9 protein-coding genes are annotated in these 20990 nt (G+C 40.3%); all 9 read left to right on the forward strand.

Annotated elements, in window-relative coordinates; genetic code table 11:
- Positions 1-312 precede the first annotated feature (312 nt).
- Positions 313-2892: an alpha-L-arabinofuranosidase C-terminal domain-containing protein gene (locus EDF66_RS10390; protein ID WP_132842463.1), complete on the forward strand. Its 2580-nt coding sequence runs from the start codon at positions 313-315 to the stop codon at positions 2890-2892.
- Between the two features lie 8 nt (positions 2893-2900).
- Positions 2901-3977, forward strand: a complete 1077-nt coding sequence (locus EDF66_RS10395) for a glycoside hydrolase family 43 protein (protein WP_207898582.1) — start codon at positions 2901-2903, stop codon at positions 3975-3977.
- Positions 3978-4403: 426 nt separating this feature from the next.
- Entirely contained in the window at positions 4404-7529 is a 3126-nt protein-coding gene (locus EDF66_RS10400) for a SusC/RagA family TonB-linked outer membrane protein (RefSeq protein WP_132842464.1), read from the forward strand.
- 12 nt (positions 7530-7541) lie between these two features.
- A complete protein-coding gene (locus EDF66_RS10405; protein WP_132842466.1) occupies positions 7542-9398 on the forward strand; it encodes a RagB/SusD family nutrient uptake outer membrane protein in 1857 nt (618 codons plus the stop codon).
- An 11-nt stretch (positions 9399-9409) separates the two neighbouring features.
- Complete coding sequence (locus EDF66_RS10410; protein ID WP_132842467.1) at positions 9410-10087, forward strand: DUF3823 domain-containing protein; 678 nt, start codon at positions 9410-9412, stop codon at positions 10085-10087.
- Between the two features lie 76 nt (positions 10088-10163).
- Positions 10164-12089, forward strand: a complete 1926-nt coding sequence (locus EDF66_RS10415; protein WP_132842468.1) for a family 43 glycosylhydrolase — start codon at positions 10164-10166, stop codon at positions 12087-12089.
- 47 nt (positions 12090-12136) lie between these two features.
- Positions 12137-14080, forward strand: coding sequence for a glycoside hydrolase family 97 protein (locus tag EDF66_RS10420; RefSeq protein WP_132842470.1), 1944 nt, complete (start codon positions 12137-12139; stop codon positions 14078-14080).
- A 30-nt stretch (positions 14081-14110) separates the two neighbouring features.
- Positions 14111-16612, forward strand: a complete 2502-nt coding sequence (locus EDF66_RS10425; RefSeq protein ID WP_132842471.1) for a sugar-binding domain-containing protein — start codon at positions 14111-14113, stop codon at positions 16610-16612.
- 1167 nt (positions 16613-17779) lie between these two features.
- On the forward strand, positions 17780-20950 hold the full coding sequence (locus tag EDF66_RS10430; RefSeq protein WP_132842473.1) for a PVC-type heme-binding CxxCH protein: 3171 nt from the start codon (positions 17780-17782) through the stop codon (positions 20948-20950).
- Positions 20951-20990: the final 40 nt, after the last annotated feature.

Below are 20990 nucleotides of genomic sequence, written 5' to 3' on the forward strand. Positions count from 1 at the left end.
AGCAGGCATATGGTTGTGTTGGCGCTTTTAGGTTGATGTAAGTTATCTATTTCGGATTATTTCAAGGTATTTTTAGTAGCGATATGGGCTTTAAGGTGTAGGTGAAGCAGTCAGTATTGATAGGGTGCAGACTGTTATACTAATGTCACTTTAATTTCTATTTGGCACCATCTAGGACTCTTCATTTCACGATAAAAATGAAAGGTGTACAACACCATTGTTTAAATTCATAACTTAATTATTGATTCATAAAAGATCGCATAATTGAGTTGTGTTATTACAAATAAATAACTCATATTAATTTTTATTCTGATGAAAAAACAGCTTATTTATATATGCTTATTGTTTTTCTTTCTTGTACGACATACAGCCTTGTATGCTAATGAACCGGATTCGGTTTATATTTTTGCCTATAGCTCTGGAAAGAACGATCACCATAATGGTTTGCATTTTGCGTGGAGCCTGGATAAGAAGAAATGGAACAACATTGGCGCTGAAGCAAGTTTCTTAAGGTCTGACTATGGTCGATGGGGATCGGAAAAGAAGATGATTGATCCTTTTTTGTTTTTATCTCCAACGGGAACTTGGCATTGTGTCTGGAGTTTGAATAAAGAAGATGGTGCTTTTGCACACAGTGCATCGCGCGATTTGATACAGTGGGAGAGCCAGTCTTACCCTTTAGTATTTGCAGGAGGTAACTGCCTCAGTCCTGTAATTGATTACAACAAAACGACAGGTATCTACCAGGTCGTCTGGAAGACGGATCGGAATGTTCAAGGATATTACGCTGTAGAAACAAAGGATTTTAAAATATTTTCAGCAAATAAGAAAGTAATGGTTACGCAAAACAGCAAAGTTGAGGTACGTCTAGTGGATGGAATCTACACAGGGACTGTTCATAAAGTTGCGTGGCAAACCCTTGAAAATTTGCTAAAAAAACAGCAATTGGATACTTACAAAGGGAAGTTGAACAGTGAACGTATGGCCGATGATGGGTATCGCTTTGCTACATTGCCGGCTCTGAATGGAAAACTAAAATTAGATGAACATATTGCTGATCGTAAGATTAGTGATTTGCTTATTGGAGCATTTTTTGAAGATATCAATTATGCCGCTGATGGCGGATTATATGCAGAATTAATCCAGAATAGAGGATTTGAATACTCAGCTATGGACCGAAAAGAATGGAACAGTCTGACTGCCTGGATTACGACGAATACGGAAACGATTCTTGAGATCGATACGGTATCACCGATTCACAAAAATAACCGCCACTATGTAAGCATGCATGCTAAAAATGGAGGAGGAATTGTTAATGAGGGATTTGGTGGGATTTCTATACAGCAAGGCGAGCAATATAAGTTTTCGGTATATGCTCGAACAAAATCTGGTCAATTTGGGCAACTGATCATTCGATTAGTAGATGGGAAGGGGAATACTATTGGTGAAACGAAAACAAAAAAAATATCTAAAAAATGGGAACAGTACAAATTAGATATGGTTGGAAACGCAACCATATCGGATGCTCGATTGGAGATTACTTATTCCCACGATGGAGCAGTCGATATGGACATGATTTCGTTATTTCCTAAAAATACTTTCCGAAATAGAGCGAACGGTTTAAGAGCAGATCTTGCTACGACTATTGCTGACATGAAACCTCGGTTTGTGCGTTTCCCAGGCGGCTGTGTCGCTCATGGAGATGGTATCGATAATATCTACCATTGGAAAAATACGATAGGACCTGTGGAGCAACGCAAGCCACAGCGTAATCTCTGGGGGTATCATCAATCATTTGGCTTAGGATATTTTGAATATTTTCAATTTTGTGAAGATTTAGGTGCAGAACCAGTGCCTGTTGTGGCGGCAGGCGTACCATGCCAAAATTCAGGACATCATGGTCACGAACTTGGTGGGCAGCAGTGTGGCATTCCAATGGAAGATATGGGCGATTATATTCAAGATATTTTGGATTTAATAGAATATGCTAATGGAGATAGTAAAACTTTTTGGGGTAAGAAACGTGCTGAAGCGGGACATGTTGCTCCTTTTAACTTGAAATACATCGGTATTGGGAATGAAGATCTGATTACTGATATGTTCAAAGAACGCTTTACTATGATCTATCAAGCCGTAAAAGAGAAATATCCTGATGTTAAAGTTATTGGAACGGCGGGTCCTTTTTACGAAGGATCGGATTATGTGGAAGGGTGGGATTTAGCGACAAAATTGGATGTACCTTTAATTGATGAACATTACTATAACCCTCCAGGATGGTTCATCCATAATCAAGACTTTTACGATCGTTATGACCGTAACAAGTCTAAGGTATATCTTGGAGAGTATGCTGCGCATCTTCCTGATCGTGCCAGTACAATTGAAACAGCATTGGCAGAGGCACTGCACTTGTGTAACGTGGAGCGGAATGCCGATGTCGTTACGATGACTTCTTATGCACCCCTATTGGCAAAAGAAGGAAATACGCAGTGGTCTCCAGATCTGATTTATTTCGATAATACGACAGTGAAACCTACTGTGGGTTACTACATCCAACAGGCATTTGGACAACATGCTGGCGATACCTATCTGTTTAGCGATTTACAGTTGTCTAATCAAGATGAAACGGTTCGTAAACGAGTTGGAAAATCAATCGTACGCGACGCTAAATCGGGTGATATTATCGTGAAACTGGTGAATCTGCTACCCGTTGAAATTGATCTTGAACTTGATCTTTCGACTATTGGTGTTGCAAATCAACAAGTGAATGCAACTGTTATTTCAGGAAAACCAACAGATCAGACAGCTAGACCTGTTGCAGTAACACTTCAATTAGACAGATGCAAATTGTCTCCTTATTCGTTCACCGTTTTTCGCATACCTGCTCAAAAATAAGTAATAACATGAAAAAGATACAAATTATAATCCGATTGCCATTGATATTGATGGCGGTATTGATTAAAATCACAGTATTCGGACAACACAGTATAGCTTCAAAATCTGAAGCAGTAGCTTATCTGTTTGCTTATTTTTCTGACAATAGTCCAGACGGCGAACAAGTCCGTTATGCAATAAGCAAAGATGGTTTAAATTATCAGCCCTTAAATGAGGGGAAACCAGTTATTGCATCTGATAGCATTGCTTTAAAAAAAGGTATTCGTGATCCCCATATCATGCGTTCTGAAGACGGAAAAACGTTCTATATGGTACTGACCGATATGCGTTCAAGCGAGGGCTGGCAAAGCAATGATGGTATTATCTTGATGAAAAGTACCGATCTAATCCATTGGGAACATCAAGCGATTGATTTCCCAAAGCGGTTTCCTGATCTCGAAGGATTTGCTCAGGATAATTTACATGCGGTCTGGGCCCCGCAAACCATTTGGGACAATGACAAACAACAATACATGATCTATTACTCTATCGGTAGACACGATTGGGAGTATGCTGTAGGAGATAAAAAGCAGCCCTATTTTAAGATCTATTACTCGTATGCAAATTCTGATTTTACGGATATCAGTACACCGGAATTGTTATTTGATTTCGGAACAGCAGCTATTGATGGTGATATTGTGTTCGATAAACAGAAAAAGGAGTACGTCTTATTTTTTAAGGATGAGGGATTATCTACAGTGAATAATGGTTTACAGACAAAGAGTGGGGTGATGCGAGCACTAAGTAAAAATTTAACAGGACCCTATCACACCGAATATCGTCATCTCAATCCGGATCAGCATAAACCTGTTGAAGGTTCCAGTGTATTTAAGCTGATCGACTCGGATGAGTATATTTTGATGTATGATTGCTACACCGAAGGCTATTATCAGTTTTGTAAAAGTTCAGACCTATCGCATTTTACTTTTGTTCAAAATACACCATTGCACGGTAAGTTTACTCCCAGACATGGTTCCGTTATGTCTATAACCAGTAGCGAGCTGCAAAAACTGACTGATAAATTTGGAATTCCTTCTGGATTTTAGAAGGCATGACTTAATCGTATTGTTAAAAATACAAAAAAATTGAATACGATTTTTGCCTATTTTACAAGTTTTTAAGTATTTGCGTTGTTGTTATTTTGCTTAGATAATGCCCTTATTGAATATAAAAAAATAAATGTTTGTTTTACATTTATTTTTTTATATTTGTTTTACAATTATAACCAATATAGTTTTTTCACCTTCAATTAGCGACTATGGATTCCTAATACTATGCTTGAATTTTTTATCAAGGATAAAAAAATTTGTCACATTTTTTTAAGTGTATGTTTAACATTTAATAATAATGGTTTTTACATTTCATTTTTTTTACTGGTTCTGATGCTTATGTCATTTGATTTTGCTCATGAACCCTTTTTACCTGATCGGAATTTTAAAAAAATGAAACCAGTTATCAAAAACGACTAAATTATGAAAAACAAGAAAATTCTTTTTTTATATGTCTTTATGTGGTTACTACCCTTATTGACATATGCACAAACTAAAATTACGGGGCAGTTAATAAATAAGGACAAAGAGCCGATTGTAGGCGCCAGTGTCCTTGTTGAAGGAATGCCCAATTTAATAACAAGTACAGATTATGATGGTCGTTTCCAATTGAATGATGGAAAAGGCTTCCTATTGATTACCTATGTTGGATACAAGACACAGCGTGTTGCGATCGGTAATGAAACCAAATTTTTCATTACACTGGAAACGAGTGATCAATCGCTGGAAGAGGTGGTGGTGGTTGGTTATGGAACGCAGTCTAAACGTAATATTACAGGAGCCGTGAGTAATATTAAATCGGAAGATATTGTTCGTTCTTCTTCAACAACCGCAGCGGGTGCACTAGCGGGTAAGGTGCAGGGTATTTCTGTACGTGGAAAGGATGCTCGTCCAGGAAGAGGAGCAGCTCTCGAGATCCGTAACATGGGTAATCCACTTTATGTCATCGATGGAATAGCTTATGGCGGTCAAACAGGTACGGACTGGGTAGGAACTCAAAATGGTTCTGGTGCGGATATCTTTAATGCCCTAAATCTGGAGGATATTGAAAGCATATCCATCTTGAAGGATGCCGCAGCCGCTGTATATGGATTCAGAGCATCTGGTGGGGTGGTTTTAATCACCACTAAAAAAGGAAATAAAGGTGAAAAGGCAAAAATCAATATCAATGGATACCAAGGATGGCAGAATTTAACACGTTTTCCTGATCTTGCAAATGCGGCGCAATATACACGTGGGTTAGTGGAAGCTGCCCAAAATGAGGGAAAAGATCCGAATGCGGTCTATACCCCCGATGAGCTTGCAAAATGGCAAATGGGGACAGATCCTGGTTATAAAAGCTATGATTATTACGATATGATTATACGTAAGAATATTCCGCAACGTAACATCAGTGCCAATGTAACGGGAGGTAGTGATAAGTCTAATTATTTTCTCTCGATAGGTCATCTTACTCAAGATGCCATGATTAAGGATTTTAATTATAAAAGGACCAATCTACAGGCTAATATGGAAGCCCGAGTTCTGGAAGGTTTGACAGTAGGTACACAAATTTCAGGAAGACATGAGGGAACCCAAGATGTTGGTTTACCAGGGGGAGATGGCTACTTTTCATCGATTTTGGCCATGTTCAAAAACAGACCTACGGTGTCACCTTATGTGAATGATAATCCCGATTACCCAACACACACCAATGATTTTGCGTACAATCCCGCTGTTTTTGACCGCGATATTGCGGGTTATAAAGATAATCGGTACTTAGCTGGAAATGTAAATTTATTTGCGTCATATAAAACTAAATTTGGTCTTTCTGCTAAAGGAACTGTTTCTTATAATTACACGAATAATAAGTTCGACGGATTTCAATATACCTATGATGTATACCGTTTTGAAGATAATGAGTATAAAGCTACTGGAGGAAGCCGTTCAGGATGGCGCTATGATACCAATCGGGATATTGTTTCCCGTTTTGCGCAGTTCTTAGTGGATTATAATAAGCAGATCGGTGATCATGCGTTCTCCGGTACACTCGGGTACGAACGTTCCGATTGGGAGAGAACGATGAAAACACTGGGAGCAAATCCATCGAATAATTATATTCCGTTGCTACGTCTTTCTGAATTAAATGAACTTGGGGACAACTGGGATTATCAAGCTCGTGCCGGATATATCGGTCGGTTGAACTATAATTATAAAGGAAAATATTTACTTGAGTTACTGGGACGATACGATGGTTCGTATTTGTACTATAAAGATCGCCGCTGGGGATTTTTTCCTGGTGCTTCTCTTGGATGGCGGATTTCCGATGAAAACTTCTTTAAACCACTAAAAGGAGTCGTTAATGACTTGAAGATCCGTGCATCTATCGGACAGACCGGTCTGGAAGAAGGCGTAGGTATGCACGGCTACTTAGCGGGTTATAATTGGGCTTCGGGCGATGCCGTACTGGACGGGAATTACGTACCCGGTTTACAGCCTCGAGGTTTGCCGGTAAGGAAACTTTCCTGGGTGAAAAATACCAATTATAACATTGGTGTAGATGTGGGGATGTTGGACAATAAATTGACAATGACGGCAGATGCCTTTAAGATTATCCGAACTGGATTTCCAGGAAAGAAATACGATGTTCTACTTCCGGTAGAAATTGGATATGACCTTCCTAATGAAAATTTGGGTAAAAATGGATACTACGGTGCTGAAGGTATCATTACCTATACCGATAAGATCGGGGAATTGAACTATGTGGTGAGTGCTAATCTTACTTACTCACGCTTTAAGAATCTTGAATCATACAAACCAAGGTTCAGCAATTCGTGGAATGAATACCGGAGTTCGGCCGAAGACCGTTGGGGTGGTGTATGGTGGGGTTATCAAGTGGTTGGACGTTTCCAATCGGAAGACGAAATTCGCAATCATCCGATCAACAACGATGGGGCCAATAATCGTACGCAACTGCCGGGAGATTTTATCTATAAAGACGTTAATGGTGATGGTGTTATCAACGGTATGGACGAACGTCCTATTGGTTATCCAACAGGTTGGGCTCCAATTATGTCATTCGGTGGAAGGATAGGCTTGAACTGGAAAGGTATCGACATGAATGTTGATTTTTCTGGGGGTGCGGTACAGTCCTGGTTTCAGGATTACGAACTGCGTAATGCCTTTCACGGAGGCGGTAATTCTCCTGCCTATCTTTTGGAAGATCGCTGGCATCGTGCCGATCCTTATGATTCAAATAGTGAATGGATTGCAGGTTATTATCCGGCACTTCGAAATGGAAATTCGGGTCCCAATAGCAGAAACAGTGACTTTTGGTTAACCAATGTCCGTTATTTAAGAATCAGAAATCTAGAGCTTGGTTACAACTTTTCTACTGGTTTAGTGAAAAAAATCAAAGCAGAGAAAATCCGCATTTATGCTAATGGATCTAATCTGTTTTCTTTTGATAACGTGAAAAGATTTCAGATCGATCCAGAGATCGAAGCAGCGGCAGCCGTAGTATATCCGCAGCAGCGCGTATTTATGGTTGGGTTTAATGTTACATTTTAAAGAAAATCAATAATGAAAAAGCTATATACATGTTTGGCTCTGTTTGTATGCCTTGGATTTGGGGGGTGTAAACACGACGAATGGTTTGATCGGGATTCCAAAAGCATGATCACGGATGATCAGCTTTGGAACGATCCAAAATTGCTGACTTCTATACTGGCAAATTATTATAATCGCTTACCAACCCTTCATGGTGTTTTTAACACGGGAGGTATGACTGAGCTGGATGATGCCATGTGGTCCGGGCACCGTGATCAGAATTGGCGTAATGATTTTCAATTTGGCGATGATTACGGCCGTTATTGGGATTATGGGTTAATTCGTGATATCAACCTTTCATTAGAAAACGTAGAAACATTAAGTACCAAGTTAACTGAAGTAACAAAGAAGCAATATTTGGCGGAACTGCGATTTATTCGGGCACTGGTTTATTTTGAAATGGTAAAACGTATGGGAGGAGTTCCTTTGGTGACGACGCAACTTATCTATGATTTTAGCGGTGATCCCACGCCACTTCAAGTGCCTCGGGCTAAAGAGCATGAGATTTACGATTTTATATATCAGGAAATGGAAGCAATAAAAGAGGATCTCGCAGGTAATAGTACGAGTAAGACAAGAGCCAATAAATATACGGTTCTTGCTTTGGAAAGTAGAGCAATGTTGTATGCGGCATCCTTAGCTAAATACAATGGTTTGATGACAGAACCTATTGTTACAGCGGGCGGTGAAGTAGGAATCCCAGCAGCTATGGCCAATGATTATTATCGTAAATCATTAGCAGCTTCAAAAGAGTTGATGAGCGGTCCTTATCGTCTGTTTAATGAAAATCCGGATAAGGGTTCTAATTTCTATGAAATGCTGAACAAAAAAACAGGATCTGAAGTGATTTTTGCAAAGGATTTTGCAGTTGGTCTTAAAACCCATCGCTTTACCTATGATAATATTGTGAAGAGCCTGACAGAAGATAACGAGTCCTCATCTACCATTTCTCCTTCGCTCAGCTTGGTCGAGAGTTTCGACTACCTTGATGGACGAAAAGGTACACTTCAAGATCGTGATGCGAATGGAAATTACATCACTTATACTGGTATTGATGATATTTTTAAGAATAAGGATGCTCGTCTATATGGTACTGTGGTTTATCCAGGAAGTTCTTTCCGAAATAGTGGTGTGAGCATACAGGCAGGTGTTGCTACATGGCAAAACGGAACTTACCAGCTTACAACAGCTCCAGAATTGGGACAACAATTGGGAAATCAACTTGGGGAAGCAAATGCAGGTGGGTTGTGGACTGGTTTTGATGGGCCGAAGGATGATGCACAGGATGTGAGTAATACGGGATTTTACATTCGTAAATTTGTGAGTGATGCTCCTGCTGCTAGTGCCAGAGGGACATCTGCTGCTAATTGGTGGCCTTGGTTCCGTCTTGGCGAAGTCTACCTCAATGCTGCTGAAGCAACATTTGAACTTGGACAAATCGGTGAAGCGACTCAATATATCAATACTTTACGTGAACGTGCTGGGTTTCCAGCCAACAGTGTCACCACATTAACCATGGATGTCATTCGTAATGAACGTAGGGTAGAACTTGCTTTTGAAGATCACCGCTTTTTCGACTTGAAAAGATGGCGTTTAGCGCATACGGTATGGAATGGGTCTGAAAATGATCCGAATGCTGTGGTGCTCGGTCTGTATGGTTATCGTGTGGTACGTCCGGGACATGTGGACCATGGTAAATTTATCTATGCACGCATCAAACCTAGTCGTTTCCGCAAAGCTCGTTTTTTCCGTTTAGCAAATTATTATTCCTCTATTGAACAAAGAGTACTGGACAATAATCCAAAAATTGTTAGAAATCCATTACAATAATCTACTGAGTCATGAAAATAAAATTTTTAACAGTACTAACTGCTACACTAGGTCTTTTAGTAGTTGGTTGTGAATATGATAATTTTGAAGCACCTAAAGATTCGTTAACCGGAAAAGTGGTTTTTGAGGGCAAACCTGTCGGTGTAAGGAATAACGGTCCAGAACTGGAGTTATGGCAGGACGGTTATCCTTTAAAATCATTGATTCCGGTCTATATTAATCAAGCAGGTGAGTTTTCTGCCAGCCTATTTAAAGGTAAGTATAAATTAGTCCGAAAAGGAAATTCACCCTGGTTACGGCAATCGACCGACACAATTGTCGTAAATGTGGATGGAAATACCATTCTTGATGTACCCGTTACCCCTTATTTTTCTGTGGGAAATGAAAGTTTTCAGGCAACAAACGGTCAAATAGCGGCAAACTTTATCATCAGAAAGACCGCTGAGTCTTCCAATCTGGATCAAGTAAAGGTTTTCTTACGTAAATCTATGTTGACCGATCATGTTGTCTTTGATCAGGAGATTAAAATTGATCTTAACAACATCGTGATAGGAACGGAAACACGTGTTTCCGCTCAGTTGTCTTCAGGATTGAAAGATCAAGATTATATTTTTGCGCGTGTGGGTGTGAAGTCTTCCTCGTCGGAAGAGTATACTTATACTCCGGTACAAAAGATAGTCCTCAAGTAATTTATGCAATCCTATTTGTAAATTCGTAAAAAGCATGCTCAACCTTATTCTATTAACCTCATAACTTAAACTTTACATGAAGAAAAGAAAATGGCCGTTAGCCACAATCTTAATTACTTTTTTTGCCATTAATATGATCGGTCAGGCCAGAGGTCAGGAATATAAATTCGGTCCTGCCGAAAAGGATTTTGTCGGTTACCTATTTGCTTATTTTAAAGGCAATTCGGTAGCAGATGAATCCGTTTGTTTTGCTGTTAGTACCGATGGTTATACCTATCGCGCATTGAACCAGAATCAGCCTATCTTGGATTCAAAGCTTATTAGTACAACGGGTGGCGTACGCGATCCGCATATTTTGCGGGGTGAGGACGGTCAGTCTTTCTATATGGTGCTGACCGATATGACCTCATCAAAAGGTTGGGACTCTAATCGTGCTTTGATATTGTTAAAATCGAATGATCTTATTCATTGGGAACATCGCGTAATTAATATTCAAGATCGATTTAAAGGTCATGAAAATTTGAAGCGCGTTTGGGCTCCACAGACCATATATGACCCCGCTGTTAATAAATATATGGTTTACTGGTCGATGAAGCATGGCGATGGTGCTGATATCATTTATTATGCTTACGCTAATAGCGACTTTACTGATTTTGAAGCAGAACCTAAGGTCTTGTTTGTTCCTAAAAATGGGAAATCTTGTATAGATGGCGATATCATCAATAAGAACGGACTATTTTATATGTTTTACAAAACTGAAGGACACAGTAACGGTCTTAGATTAGCTTTAACCGATTCTCTTACTTCTGGAAAATGGATCGAACAGCCTGGTTATAAACAACAGACTACTGACGCTGTTGAAGGTTCGAGTGTGTTTAAACTTAATCAATCAGATCGATACATTTTAATGTATGATGTGTATGGGAAGGGTAAGTATCAGTTCTGTGAATCTGATGATTTGGATCGTTTCAAGGTGATTGATCATGAGGTTAACATGGATTTTCATCCCCGACACGGTTCTATTATTCCATTGTCAAGAAGTGAATTTAAAGCAGTGACAGATCGTTGGGGTACACCAAAGGACATCACAGTGCCAAATCGAAAAAATCCGGTATTGGATGGGTTCTATGCAGATCCAGATGTGCTGTATTCCAATAAAACGAAAAAGTATTATATCTATCCGACGAGTGATGGATTTGATGGCTGGGGAGGTTATTACTTTAAGACATTTTCTTCTGATGATCTGAAAGCGTGGAAAGATGAAGGCGTTATTTTAGATTTGAAAAAAGAAGTGCCTTGGGGAACTCGTAATGCGTGGGCTCCAACCATAACGGAAAAAAAGGCTAAGGGAGATTATAAATATTATTACTATTTCACAGCCGCGCAAAAGATAGGTGTTGCTGTTGCTGATTTGCCTACAGGTCCATTTAAGGATTCAGGAAAACCCTTGATCGATTTTAAACCTGATGGTATTAAAGGCGGACAGGAAATTGATCCAGCAGTTTTTAACGATCCGAAATCTGGTAAAAGTTATTTGTATTGGGGCAATGGTTATCTCGCTGTTGCGGAATTGAACAAGGATATGGTATCGATCAAACAACATACAATGAAAACCTTAAAGATTGATGGTACATTTCGTGAGGGTGTTTATGTCATTTACCGAAATGGAACTTATTATTTTTTCTGGTCTGAGGATGATACCCGAAGTGAGAACTATCGGGTACGTTATGGTACTTCATCATCACCAATGGGAGAGATCCATATCCCAGAGAATAATATTGTTCTTGAGAAAGATCCTGCACAAGGAATTTATGGTACAGGACACAATTCTGTATTGCAAATACCCGGTACCGATGAATGGTATATCGTCTATCACCGATTTAATTATCCTAATGGTATACATATGGGCGATGCAGCAGGTTACAATCGGGAAGTATGTATGGATAAGCTGGAATTTAAAGCAGATGGAACTATTAAAAAAGTAATTCCTACACACGAGTAAGGTTTGCTTTCTTTATAATTTTTTATACAAAAAAAACTTACACTATAATGAAACGTTTACTTATCGTCACTGTTCTTAGCTTGAGCTCACTGTTGGTTTTTGCGCAAAATCTGACTATTTCTGGACCTGATAAACGATTAGTGGTCAATGTCTCTATGGAAAAGGGCAAGCTTTATTATGATGTCCATTTAGATGGAAAGGTGATGCTTGAAAGATCTTCACTCGGATTAAAAGGACGTCATGTTGATCTATCGACTAATTTGAAACTAGTTGATCAGATCAATAACCAAGTTGATGTGTGGTATGAGGAGGATAAAATAAAGCGAAAACAGGTACATTACCAGGCAAATGAGCTGATCTGTAAATTAGAAAATAGCGATAAACAAGCTTTACATGTGGTGTTTCGGGTTAGTAATCATGATATTGCTTTTCGGTACCATGTGCCACAGGTCGGTGAAGCTGCCAATCTATATATTGAAGAAGAATTGAGTGCATTTAAATTCCCGAATCTGACGACCACCTTTTTGACTCCTCAAGCACCACCCATGTCTGGTTGGATGAAAACGAAACCAAGTTATGAAGAGGAGTATACGGTGGATGCGCAATTGGGAGTTCCTTCTAAGTATGGATACGGTTATACCTTTCCAGGATTATTCCGTGTTGGTGACCGTGGCTGGGTACTCGTTTCTGAAACTGGAGTAGGAGCACTATACTGTGGATCTAAGTTGAGTGAAGGAAGCGAAGACGGACAATATAAGGTCGCATTTCCGGAGATCGGGGAAAACAACGGGATCGGTAGTGCGCAACCGGCAATTGCTTTACCGGGCAATACACCGTGGCGCACATTGACTGTTGGTAGTACGTTAAAACCCATTGTAGAGACTACCATCTCATTTGATGTGGTTGAGCCTGTGTACAAGGCATCAAAACAATATTCTTATGGACGTTCAACTTGGAGTTGGCTGGAGTGGCAAGATGAAAGTATTAATTTTGAAGATCAGAAAAAATTTGTAGATCTCTCTGCCGCTATGGGCTATGAATTTGTTTTGGTCGATAATTGGTGGGATAGCAAAATCGGACGTGATAAAATTGAAGCTTTGATTGGCTATGGAAAAGACAAAGGTGTCGGCATCTGTTTATGGTACAATTCCAACGGTTTTTGGAATGATGCGCCACAAACGCCTAAAAATATGATGAATATTGCCACTGCCCGAAAAAAGGAAATGGCCTGGATGCAAAGTGTCGGTATAAAAGGTATCAAGGTTGACTTTTTTGGTGGTGACAAACAGGAGACCATGAAGCTCTATGAAGATATTTTATCGGATGCGAATGATTATGGTCTATCGGTTATATTTCACGGCTGTACTCTGCCAAGGGGATGGGAACGTATGTACCCCAATTTTGTGGGGAGCGAGGCTGTACTTGCTTCAGAGAACTTGATCTTTACGCAGCATGCGAATGATAATGAAGCTTTTAATGCGAGTTTACATCCCTTTATTCGGAATGCTGTAGGATCAATGGATTTCGGCCCCGTTCTACTCAATAAAAAGCATAATCGTGAAAACAACGGTGGGATGATCCGAAAGACAACTGAAACATTTCAATTGGCTACAGCCGTTCTGTTTCAGACACCGGTTCAGAATTTTGGAATTACACCTAACAATCTGACGGAGATGCCTAAACATGTTATTGATTTTATGAAAGCAGTACCCACGACGTGGGATGAAACGGTCTTGATAGATGGATATCCGGGAAAGTATGTGGTATTAGCCCGAAGACATGCTGACCGTTGGTACATCGCAGGCATCAATGCAGAGAAAAAGGAAAAAGAGTTAACGATTCATTTACCGATGCTTTCGGGAGAAAAGTGGCAATTGTACACCGATAATAAGGATAGAACAGCACAATACAAGGAAATACCTGTGCAAAAAAATAAGTTGGTAAAAGTGACTCTTCAAGCAGACGGCGGGTTTCTGATCGTTGGAGAGTAACATATATTTATTGAAGTAGTTCGGTTTAAAATGCAGAAAATATTAAAACATATCCGCTTAATTATCCCAGTTTTACTGCTGGGATCAAGATCTTTATTTGCACAGCCTGGATTTGGGAGCGCTGAAAAAATTAATGCAGACTGGCTGTTTCATCTGGGAGATCTGGATGGTGCAAAGATAAATGCACAAGCCAATCAAAATTGGCGATCGGTGCAGCTTCCACATGATTGGAGTGTGAAGTATCCGTTAAGTCCAAATCTCGCAAGCGCTACCGGTTATCTGCCGGGAGGAATCGGCTGGTATCAAAAGAAATTGCTGATACCGATTGCAGATCAAGGAAAAAAAATATACCTGTATTTTGAGGGTGTTTACAATCATAGTGAGGTATTTATCAATGGAAAATCAGTTGGTAAGCGCCCAAATGGCTATATTTCTTTTTCTTATGATATCTCACCGTTCGTCAACTTCGGTCAGGAAAATACCATTGCAGTGAAAGTGGATCATAGCCACAGCGCTGATTCGAGATGGTATACCGGATCTGGGATCTATCGCGACGTTTGGTTTGTCAAAGCGAATCCTATTCATTTAGAACAATGGGGAGTATATGCTTATCCTGAAATTAATGGAAATCAAGGAACTTTAAATGTCGAAGTCGCACTTGCTAATGAAACAAGCCGGTCAACCGCTGTAGCGGTCATCCAGCAGTTGATCGATGAAGCTGGGAATGTGGTGGCTAAGTATGCTAAGAAGATTACTGTAGCCGCAAATGGCCATCTGACAGTTCCAATGAAAATGGGCGTTAAAAATCCAAAACTATGGAGTCTGGAACAGCCAAATCGTTATATTTTAAAAACCTTAGTGCTACAAGATGGTCAGGAGATTGATCGATCGGAAATAAAAACGGGCTTCCGAAGCTTAAAGTTCGACCCTGATCAAGGTTTTGCGTTAAATGGTAAGTGGACAAAATTAAAGGGCGTGTGTATCCATCATGATGCTGGTGTATTGGGTGCTGAAGTTTATCCTGAAGTATGGAGACGTAGATTGATGACCTTAAGGTCATTAGGTGTCAATGCGATCCGTACCAGTCATAATCCACAAGCAAACTCATTATATGATCTCTGTGATGAACTCGGTCTTATGGTGATGAATGAAGCGTATGATGAATGGGAATATCCGAAGCGTAAATGGCTTTCGGGTTGGAATGTTGGAACACCGGGATTTGAGGGATCCTATCAATTTTTTAAAGAATGGGGCGAGCGTGATCTTGCAGATATAGTAAAGAGAGACCGGAATCATATTTCAATTTTTGCTTGGAGTATCGGGAATGAAGTTGACTATCCCAATGATCCTTATTCACATCCGATACTTGCAGGGGAGCAAGGCAGTGGTTTTACACAGCCGATCTTTGGGGGATATAAAAAAGATGCTCCAGATGCAATGCGATTGGGTGATATCGCCAAGCGTTTAGCCGCTGTGGTGAGGAAATATGATAGGAGCAGACCTGTTACCGGCGGATTGGCAGGAGTTGCCATGTCCAACGAAACCGAATATCCGGATGCTCTGGATATCACTGGATATAATTACACGGAGAGTCGTTATCAAGAAGATCATATTCGCTATCCGAAACGAGTAATATTTGGTAGCGAAAATAGACATGATGTGGCCGCGTGGAAAGCTGTCCGAGACAATAATTATATTTTTGGTCAGTTTCTCTGGACAGGAATCGATTACCTCGGTGAATCAGGTCGTTGGCCATCCCGTGGTTTTTATTCTGGGATGTTGGATTTCGCAGGTTTTATTAAACCAAGGGGATATTTTCGACAAGCATTATGGTCAGAAACACCGATGGCCTATCTAGGTACTTATGCCTTGAAAGGTGAGGTTGGCAAAACTGATGTGTGGTCGGATCTCGAAGCTGAAAGGGGGCAACGGAAAAATGAAGCTCCATCAATGGATGCTTGGCCAATATGGAACTATAGGGAAGGTCAATTGATACGTGTTGTGTGCTATACGAATACCGCTTTTGCAAGATTAGAACTGAACGGTAAAGTTGTCGGTGATATCAAGCCGTATAATGATGAGCAGGGCATTGTTTATTGGGATATCCCTTATGCAGATGGTAGATTGGAAGCTATTGGATTTGACAAGGAAAAAAAGGAGCTGGTACGTCAAGTTCTAGAAACATCCGGACGTTCTCATGCTTTAGCGATCATTTCAGACTCTTCCGTCTCGGCAACAGCAGGCGAGGTGATCCAAGTGGAACTGCAAGTGGTAGACAAAAACAACAAACCTGTTGTGCTGGGAGATGATGAGGTTACCTGTAGGATCGTGGGTGCCGCTAGGCTTTTGGGACTGGAGGCTGGAAATAACAGCGATATGACAGACTATACCGATAATAAGCAACGCTTGTATCATGGCAAAATGATTGCTTACATTCAATTGAATCCGGGGCAAGGTGATGTTGCCGTACAGTTTTCAGCACCATGGCTTGAAAATACTTCGTTGCTCATTCAGCGTAAGGAGAATAGGTAGTATTATTTACTTGGAGTCAAGAATGGTAAGGCTGTCTCATCATAAAATGAGACAGCCTTTCTTGTTAAAAACAATTTTAGAAAGATCGTTGGTGCTCGATAGGTTGATCTTCATAATTGTGTTTTTTCCAAATAAAAATCACGAAATAGTTTCTTTGGTTGTAGACTAAGATTTACTCAATTTTCTACGTAACATGGAGCGGACGCGCTTGTGGTTTATCTTGTCGCGGTATGGTTTACGCACAAATCCCTATACTTATTTTATTTCGCCGTACCGCAATGCAAAGGAATCCTATGGGTTTTTTATTAAGCCAGTAGGAAAAATAAGACCCACGAGATGATTTCGAACAGATTCAACTAAAAATTAGACTTCCCCTAGCTGGATAGGCTGTCTGCCAGAAGTTCTTTTGGTTTTGACGGAAGACTAGATAATACTGCCTTTTTACATGTTACCTAATTAGTTTTTCTTAATAATAAAATCCTGTTTCTTTTAAGGCATGTTGCGTAGAGATAGCTTTCAGCCTTCACGTGTTGTCAATATTCCGTAGCGCAATATGAACTATCCGAAGTGCAAATGTATTCCGCTTTACACCAATATGTGATGGCGGTTGTGCGGAATCAATTGGCCACAGCGAATAGCTGTACCGCCGTGGCGCAAAATGATTAAGCTACAGCGTGAATACAAGCAGCCATACTGCTATAAGAGTTGGAAGGGATGGGAAGTCAATCTGCCATAGCGCATTGTTTTATCGCCATGGCGCAAAATGATTTCTCAAGATTACAGTGTGGCAATGCTTTTTCTGTATTGTCGTCAGTCAAAATCATAAAAAGAACATTGTGGAATACAGAAACTGGTTCTATTTTGGTTATTGAGTGATACGCTTTCTATGAAAAAAAAGAATATTTGGGATGATAGTCTCTTTTATTTTTATCCCGCTATATCTTTATGTTTCAATAATGATACAAAGAAATTATTTGTTACATTTTCTGTGTTTTTCGGCTTGTAGTACTCCTAAGCGTGTGTTTTTATATTATTCGGAGGTTTTTTTGAAAAGGGTTTTTTATAAAATAGCATTGTTTTAAAAATGTAATTGCTTGATAATTTGTTATATTGCAACGTAGACGCAACCAAGCTTAATCAAGATTGAGCGATAACCTAAATGACAAAATGATGAAAATTGTAACGAAAAGAACGTGGGTTCTTTTTATTATCGTGGCTGCCGTGGCAGTTGGCGTTATTCTTTTTCTAGTACGATCAAAGCAACCAACCTTACCTTTAAAAAAAGGAGCGCATATTGTTCTTATTGGCAATAATTTGGGATCTCTGATGATGAATTATGGGCATTTTGAAACAGAGCTTCAGTTACGTTATCCAGATTCAAACCTCTATATCAGAAACATGTGCGATGGGGGCAACACGCCTGGTTTTAGGCCTCATGCGAGCCGGAAATCGCCTTGGGCTTTTCCTGGAGCAGAAAATTTTCAAACGGATCTTGCTCAACCCTCAGGAAGTGAAGGTTTTTTTGAGACTGAGGATCAATGGCTGGCTCGTTTAAAAGCTGATATCATCATCGCTTTCTTCGGCTATAACGAATCGTTTGAAGGCGCTGAGGGTTTGGAAAATTATAAGTCGGAGCTGGATGCTTTTATTAAACATACGATTAAACAGCAGTATAACGGTACATCTCCGGTGAAACTGGCATTAGTTTCTCCGATTGCTTTTGAAAACCTCTCTAAGCAGTATGATCTCCCTGACGGGAAGCAAGAGAATCGGAATTTGTCTTTATATGCTGCTGCAATGAAAGAGATCGCAGCGAAGAATAACGTACACTTTGTCGATGTGTATAACTCTACAGAGCGCTGGTATTTCTGGACAAAAGAGCCCCTAACAATAGATGGATCGCAGCTTACAGATGCTGGCTATGCGCGTTTTGCGCCTTTGTTGGCAGACCTAATTTTTGGGAAGGCTGATGTTAAAAATGAAGATAACCGTGATCTTGTACGTCATGCTGTTCTTGAAAAAAATTGGATGTGGCATAACGATATTAAAATTCCGAATGGGGTACATGCTTATGGTAGAAGATATGATCCATTTGGGCCTGATAATTACCCTGCTGAAATTAAGAAAATCCGAGAAATGACTGCGATCAGAGATACGGCAATCTGGCTGGCTGCGCATGGAAAGAAAATGGATGTGGCGGCAGCGGATAAAAAGACAACCCCTGTACCTGAAGTAAAAACAAACTATGATCCTGGAAAGAATGGCAATTTGGCTTATCTGTACGGTGATGATGCTTTAGCAACCCTGAAAGTTGCCCCAGGTTTTAAGATTGATCTTTTTGCTTCAGAAAAGGAATTTCCAGATTTGGCTAATCCTTGTCAAATTACGTTTGATAATAAAGGTCGTTTATGGGTTGCTACAATGCCTAGTTACCCTCACTATAAACCAGGAGACTCGAAACCCAATGACAAGTTGATTATACTCGAAGATACTGATCAGGATGGTAAAGCAGATAAGCAGACCGTTTTTGCGGATGGACTACATCTTCCTGTAGGCTTCGAAATTACGGCTGACGGTGTTTATCTGTCTCAAGGAACTAATTTTATGCTTTTAAAAGATACGGATGGCGATGATCGGGCTGATGTCAGAGAGATTTTATTGAGTGGTTTTGATGATCACGATACCCATCATAATATTCATGCCTTTACGGTCGATCCTTCGGGAGCAATCATTATGGGAGAAGGAGTATTTTTACATTCTAATATAGAAACTTCTTATGGGCCAGTTCGTGGTACGAATGGTGGTTTTTACCGTTATAGTCCACAACGTCGCTATTTGGAACGGATGGCGCAGCCTAATGTACCCAACCCCTGGGGGATAGCTTTTGATGAATGGGGGCAAAATTTTTATGCTGAAACCTCCGGACCTGATGTCAGCTGGATGCTGCCCGTGACTATAAAACCTAAATATGGTGTAGCAACGACTAAATCCCGAAATCTGGTACAGGATGAACATCGGGTGCGTCCCACTTCTGGTCTTGAGTTTGTTTCAAGCCGCCATTTCCCCGATTCTCTACAAGGTGATTTCTTGATCAACAATACCATCGGCTTTTTAGGAACGAAAGAACACCGGTTGAATGATGATGGGACGGGTTACAAAAGTACGCATCGACAGGACTTATTGCAGAGTTCTGACAAGAATTTTAGGCCTGTTGATCTGGAATTTGCTCCGGATGGATCTCTATATATTGCGGATTGGCACAATATCTTAATCGGGCATATGCAGCATAATGCCCGTGATCCGTTGCGCGATCATGTACACGGACGTATTTATCGGATCACTTACCCGTCAAGACCACTTTTAAAACCGGCTCAAATTGCTGGAGCATCTATTTCTCAATTGCTTGATAATCTGAAATTACCGGAATACCGTACCCGTTATCGTACCCGTGCTGAACTCCGGGGGCGGAAATCCTCAGAAGTACTGCCACAATTAAAAAACTGGGTAGCGAAATTGGATAAAAGTAATCCGAAATATGCGCATCAGCTGGTTGAAGCATTATGGGTAAGCTGGGGTTTGAATCAGGTTGATCAAGAGTTATTGAGTAAGGTGTTGAAATCGGATGATTATCATGCTCGGGCTGCAGCAGTAAGGGTATTGCGCTATACGGGGCATCAGGTAAAAGATCAGGAAAAGTTGCTGATGCAGGCCGCATCTGATCCGCACGGCCGTGTACGTCTTGAGGTGCTTACTGCCGCATCTTGGATGCCAAGGGAGAAAGGCATGCCGATCATGCTGGCAATAGCTAAAAAGGGTGTTGATGATTGGATCGAACCTGCCTATACAATGGCTGTTGCTAATTTGACTGGGAGGGAGGAATTGAAGGATAGTCCAGATAAAGTCAAAACGTCTCTTACCGGAATAGAACGTGATCAGTATATTAAAGGTAAGGCCCTTTTTGCAAAAGAAGGATTTTGTATCACCTGTCATCAAGCTGATGGCAATGGTTTACCGATGTCTGGTTTTCCACCTCTTCATGGAACGAAATGGGTGACAGGTAGCCAAGATCGTTTAATTAAAGTAGTACTTAAAGGTTTACATGGGCCGATGGAAGTCAATGGAACAAAATTTCCGGGTCAGGTACCGATGACACCCTTTGAAGGAATGCTCAGTGATGAGGAAGTGGCCGCGGTATTAACATATGTACGCAATTCCTTTGGGAACAAAGCATCTGCAGTTTCCAAAGAAAAAGTAAAAGCAGTCAGGGCAGCTTCAGAAAGCAAAAAGGGGTTTTATGCTCCAGCGGAATTGTTGCAGGAGTTTCCATTAGAAAAGTAATGTTACGAACTTATTTGATACTAAGGGTTAAGTAGTGTTA

It is taken from the genome of Sphingobacterium sp. JUb20 (assembly GCF_004342035.1).
GTDB lineage: Bacteria > Bacteroidota > Bacteroidia > Sphingobacteriales > Sphingobacteriaceae > Sphingobacterium > Sphingobacterium anhuiense.

Bases quoted from the DNA above. Each gene is read 5' to 3' on its own strand.
- EDF66_RS10390 (WP_132842463.1), top strand. From the start codon at position 313: ATGAAAAAACAGCTTATTTATATATGCTTATTGTTTTTCTTTCTTGTA.
- EDF66_RS10395 (WP_207898582.1), top strand. From the start codon at position 2,901: ATGAAAAAGATACAAATTATAATCCGATTGCCATTGATATTGATGGCG.
- EDF66_RS10400 (WP_132842464.1), top strand. From the start codon at position 4,404: ATGAAAAACAAGAAAATTCTTTTTTTATATGTCTTTATGTGGTTACTA.
- EDF66_RS10405 (WP_132842466.1), top strand. From the start codon at position 7,542: ATGAAAAAGCTATATACATGTTTGGCTCTGTTTGTATGCCTTGGATTT.
- EDF66_RS10410 (WP_132842467.1), top strand. From the start codon at position 9,410: ATGAAAATAAAATTTTTAACAGTACTAACTGCTACACTAGGTCTTTTA.
- EDF66_RS10415 (WP_132842468.1), top strand. From the start codon at position 10,164: ATGAAGAAAAGAAAATGGCCGTTAGCCACAATCTTAATTACTTTTTTT.
- EDF66_RS10420 (WP_132842470.1), top strand. From the start codon at position 12,137: ATGAAACGTTTACTTATCGTCACTGTTCTTAGCTTGAGCTCACTGTTG.
- EDF66_RS10425 (WP_132842471.1), top strand. From the start codon at position 14,111: ATGCAGAAAATATTAAAACATATCCGCTTAATTATCCCAGTTTTACTG.
- EDF66_RS10430 (WP_132842473.1), top strand. From the start codon at position 17,780: ATGATGAAAATTGTAACGAAAAGAACGTGGGTTCTTTTTATTATCGTG.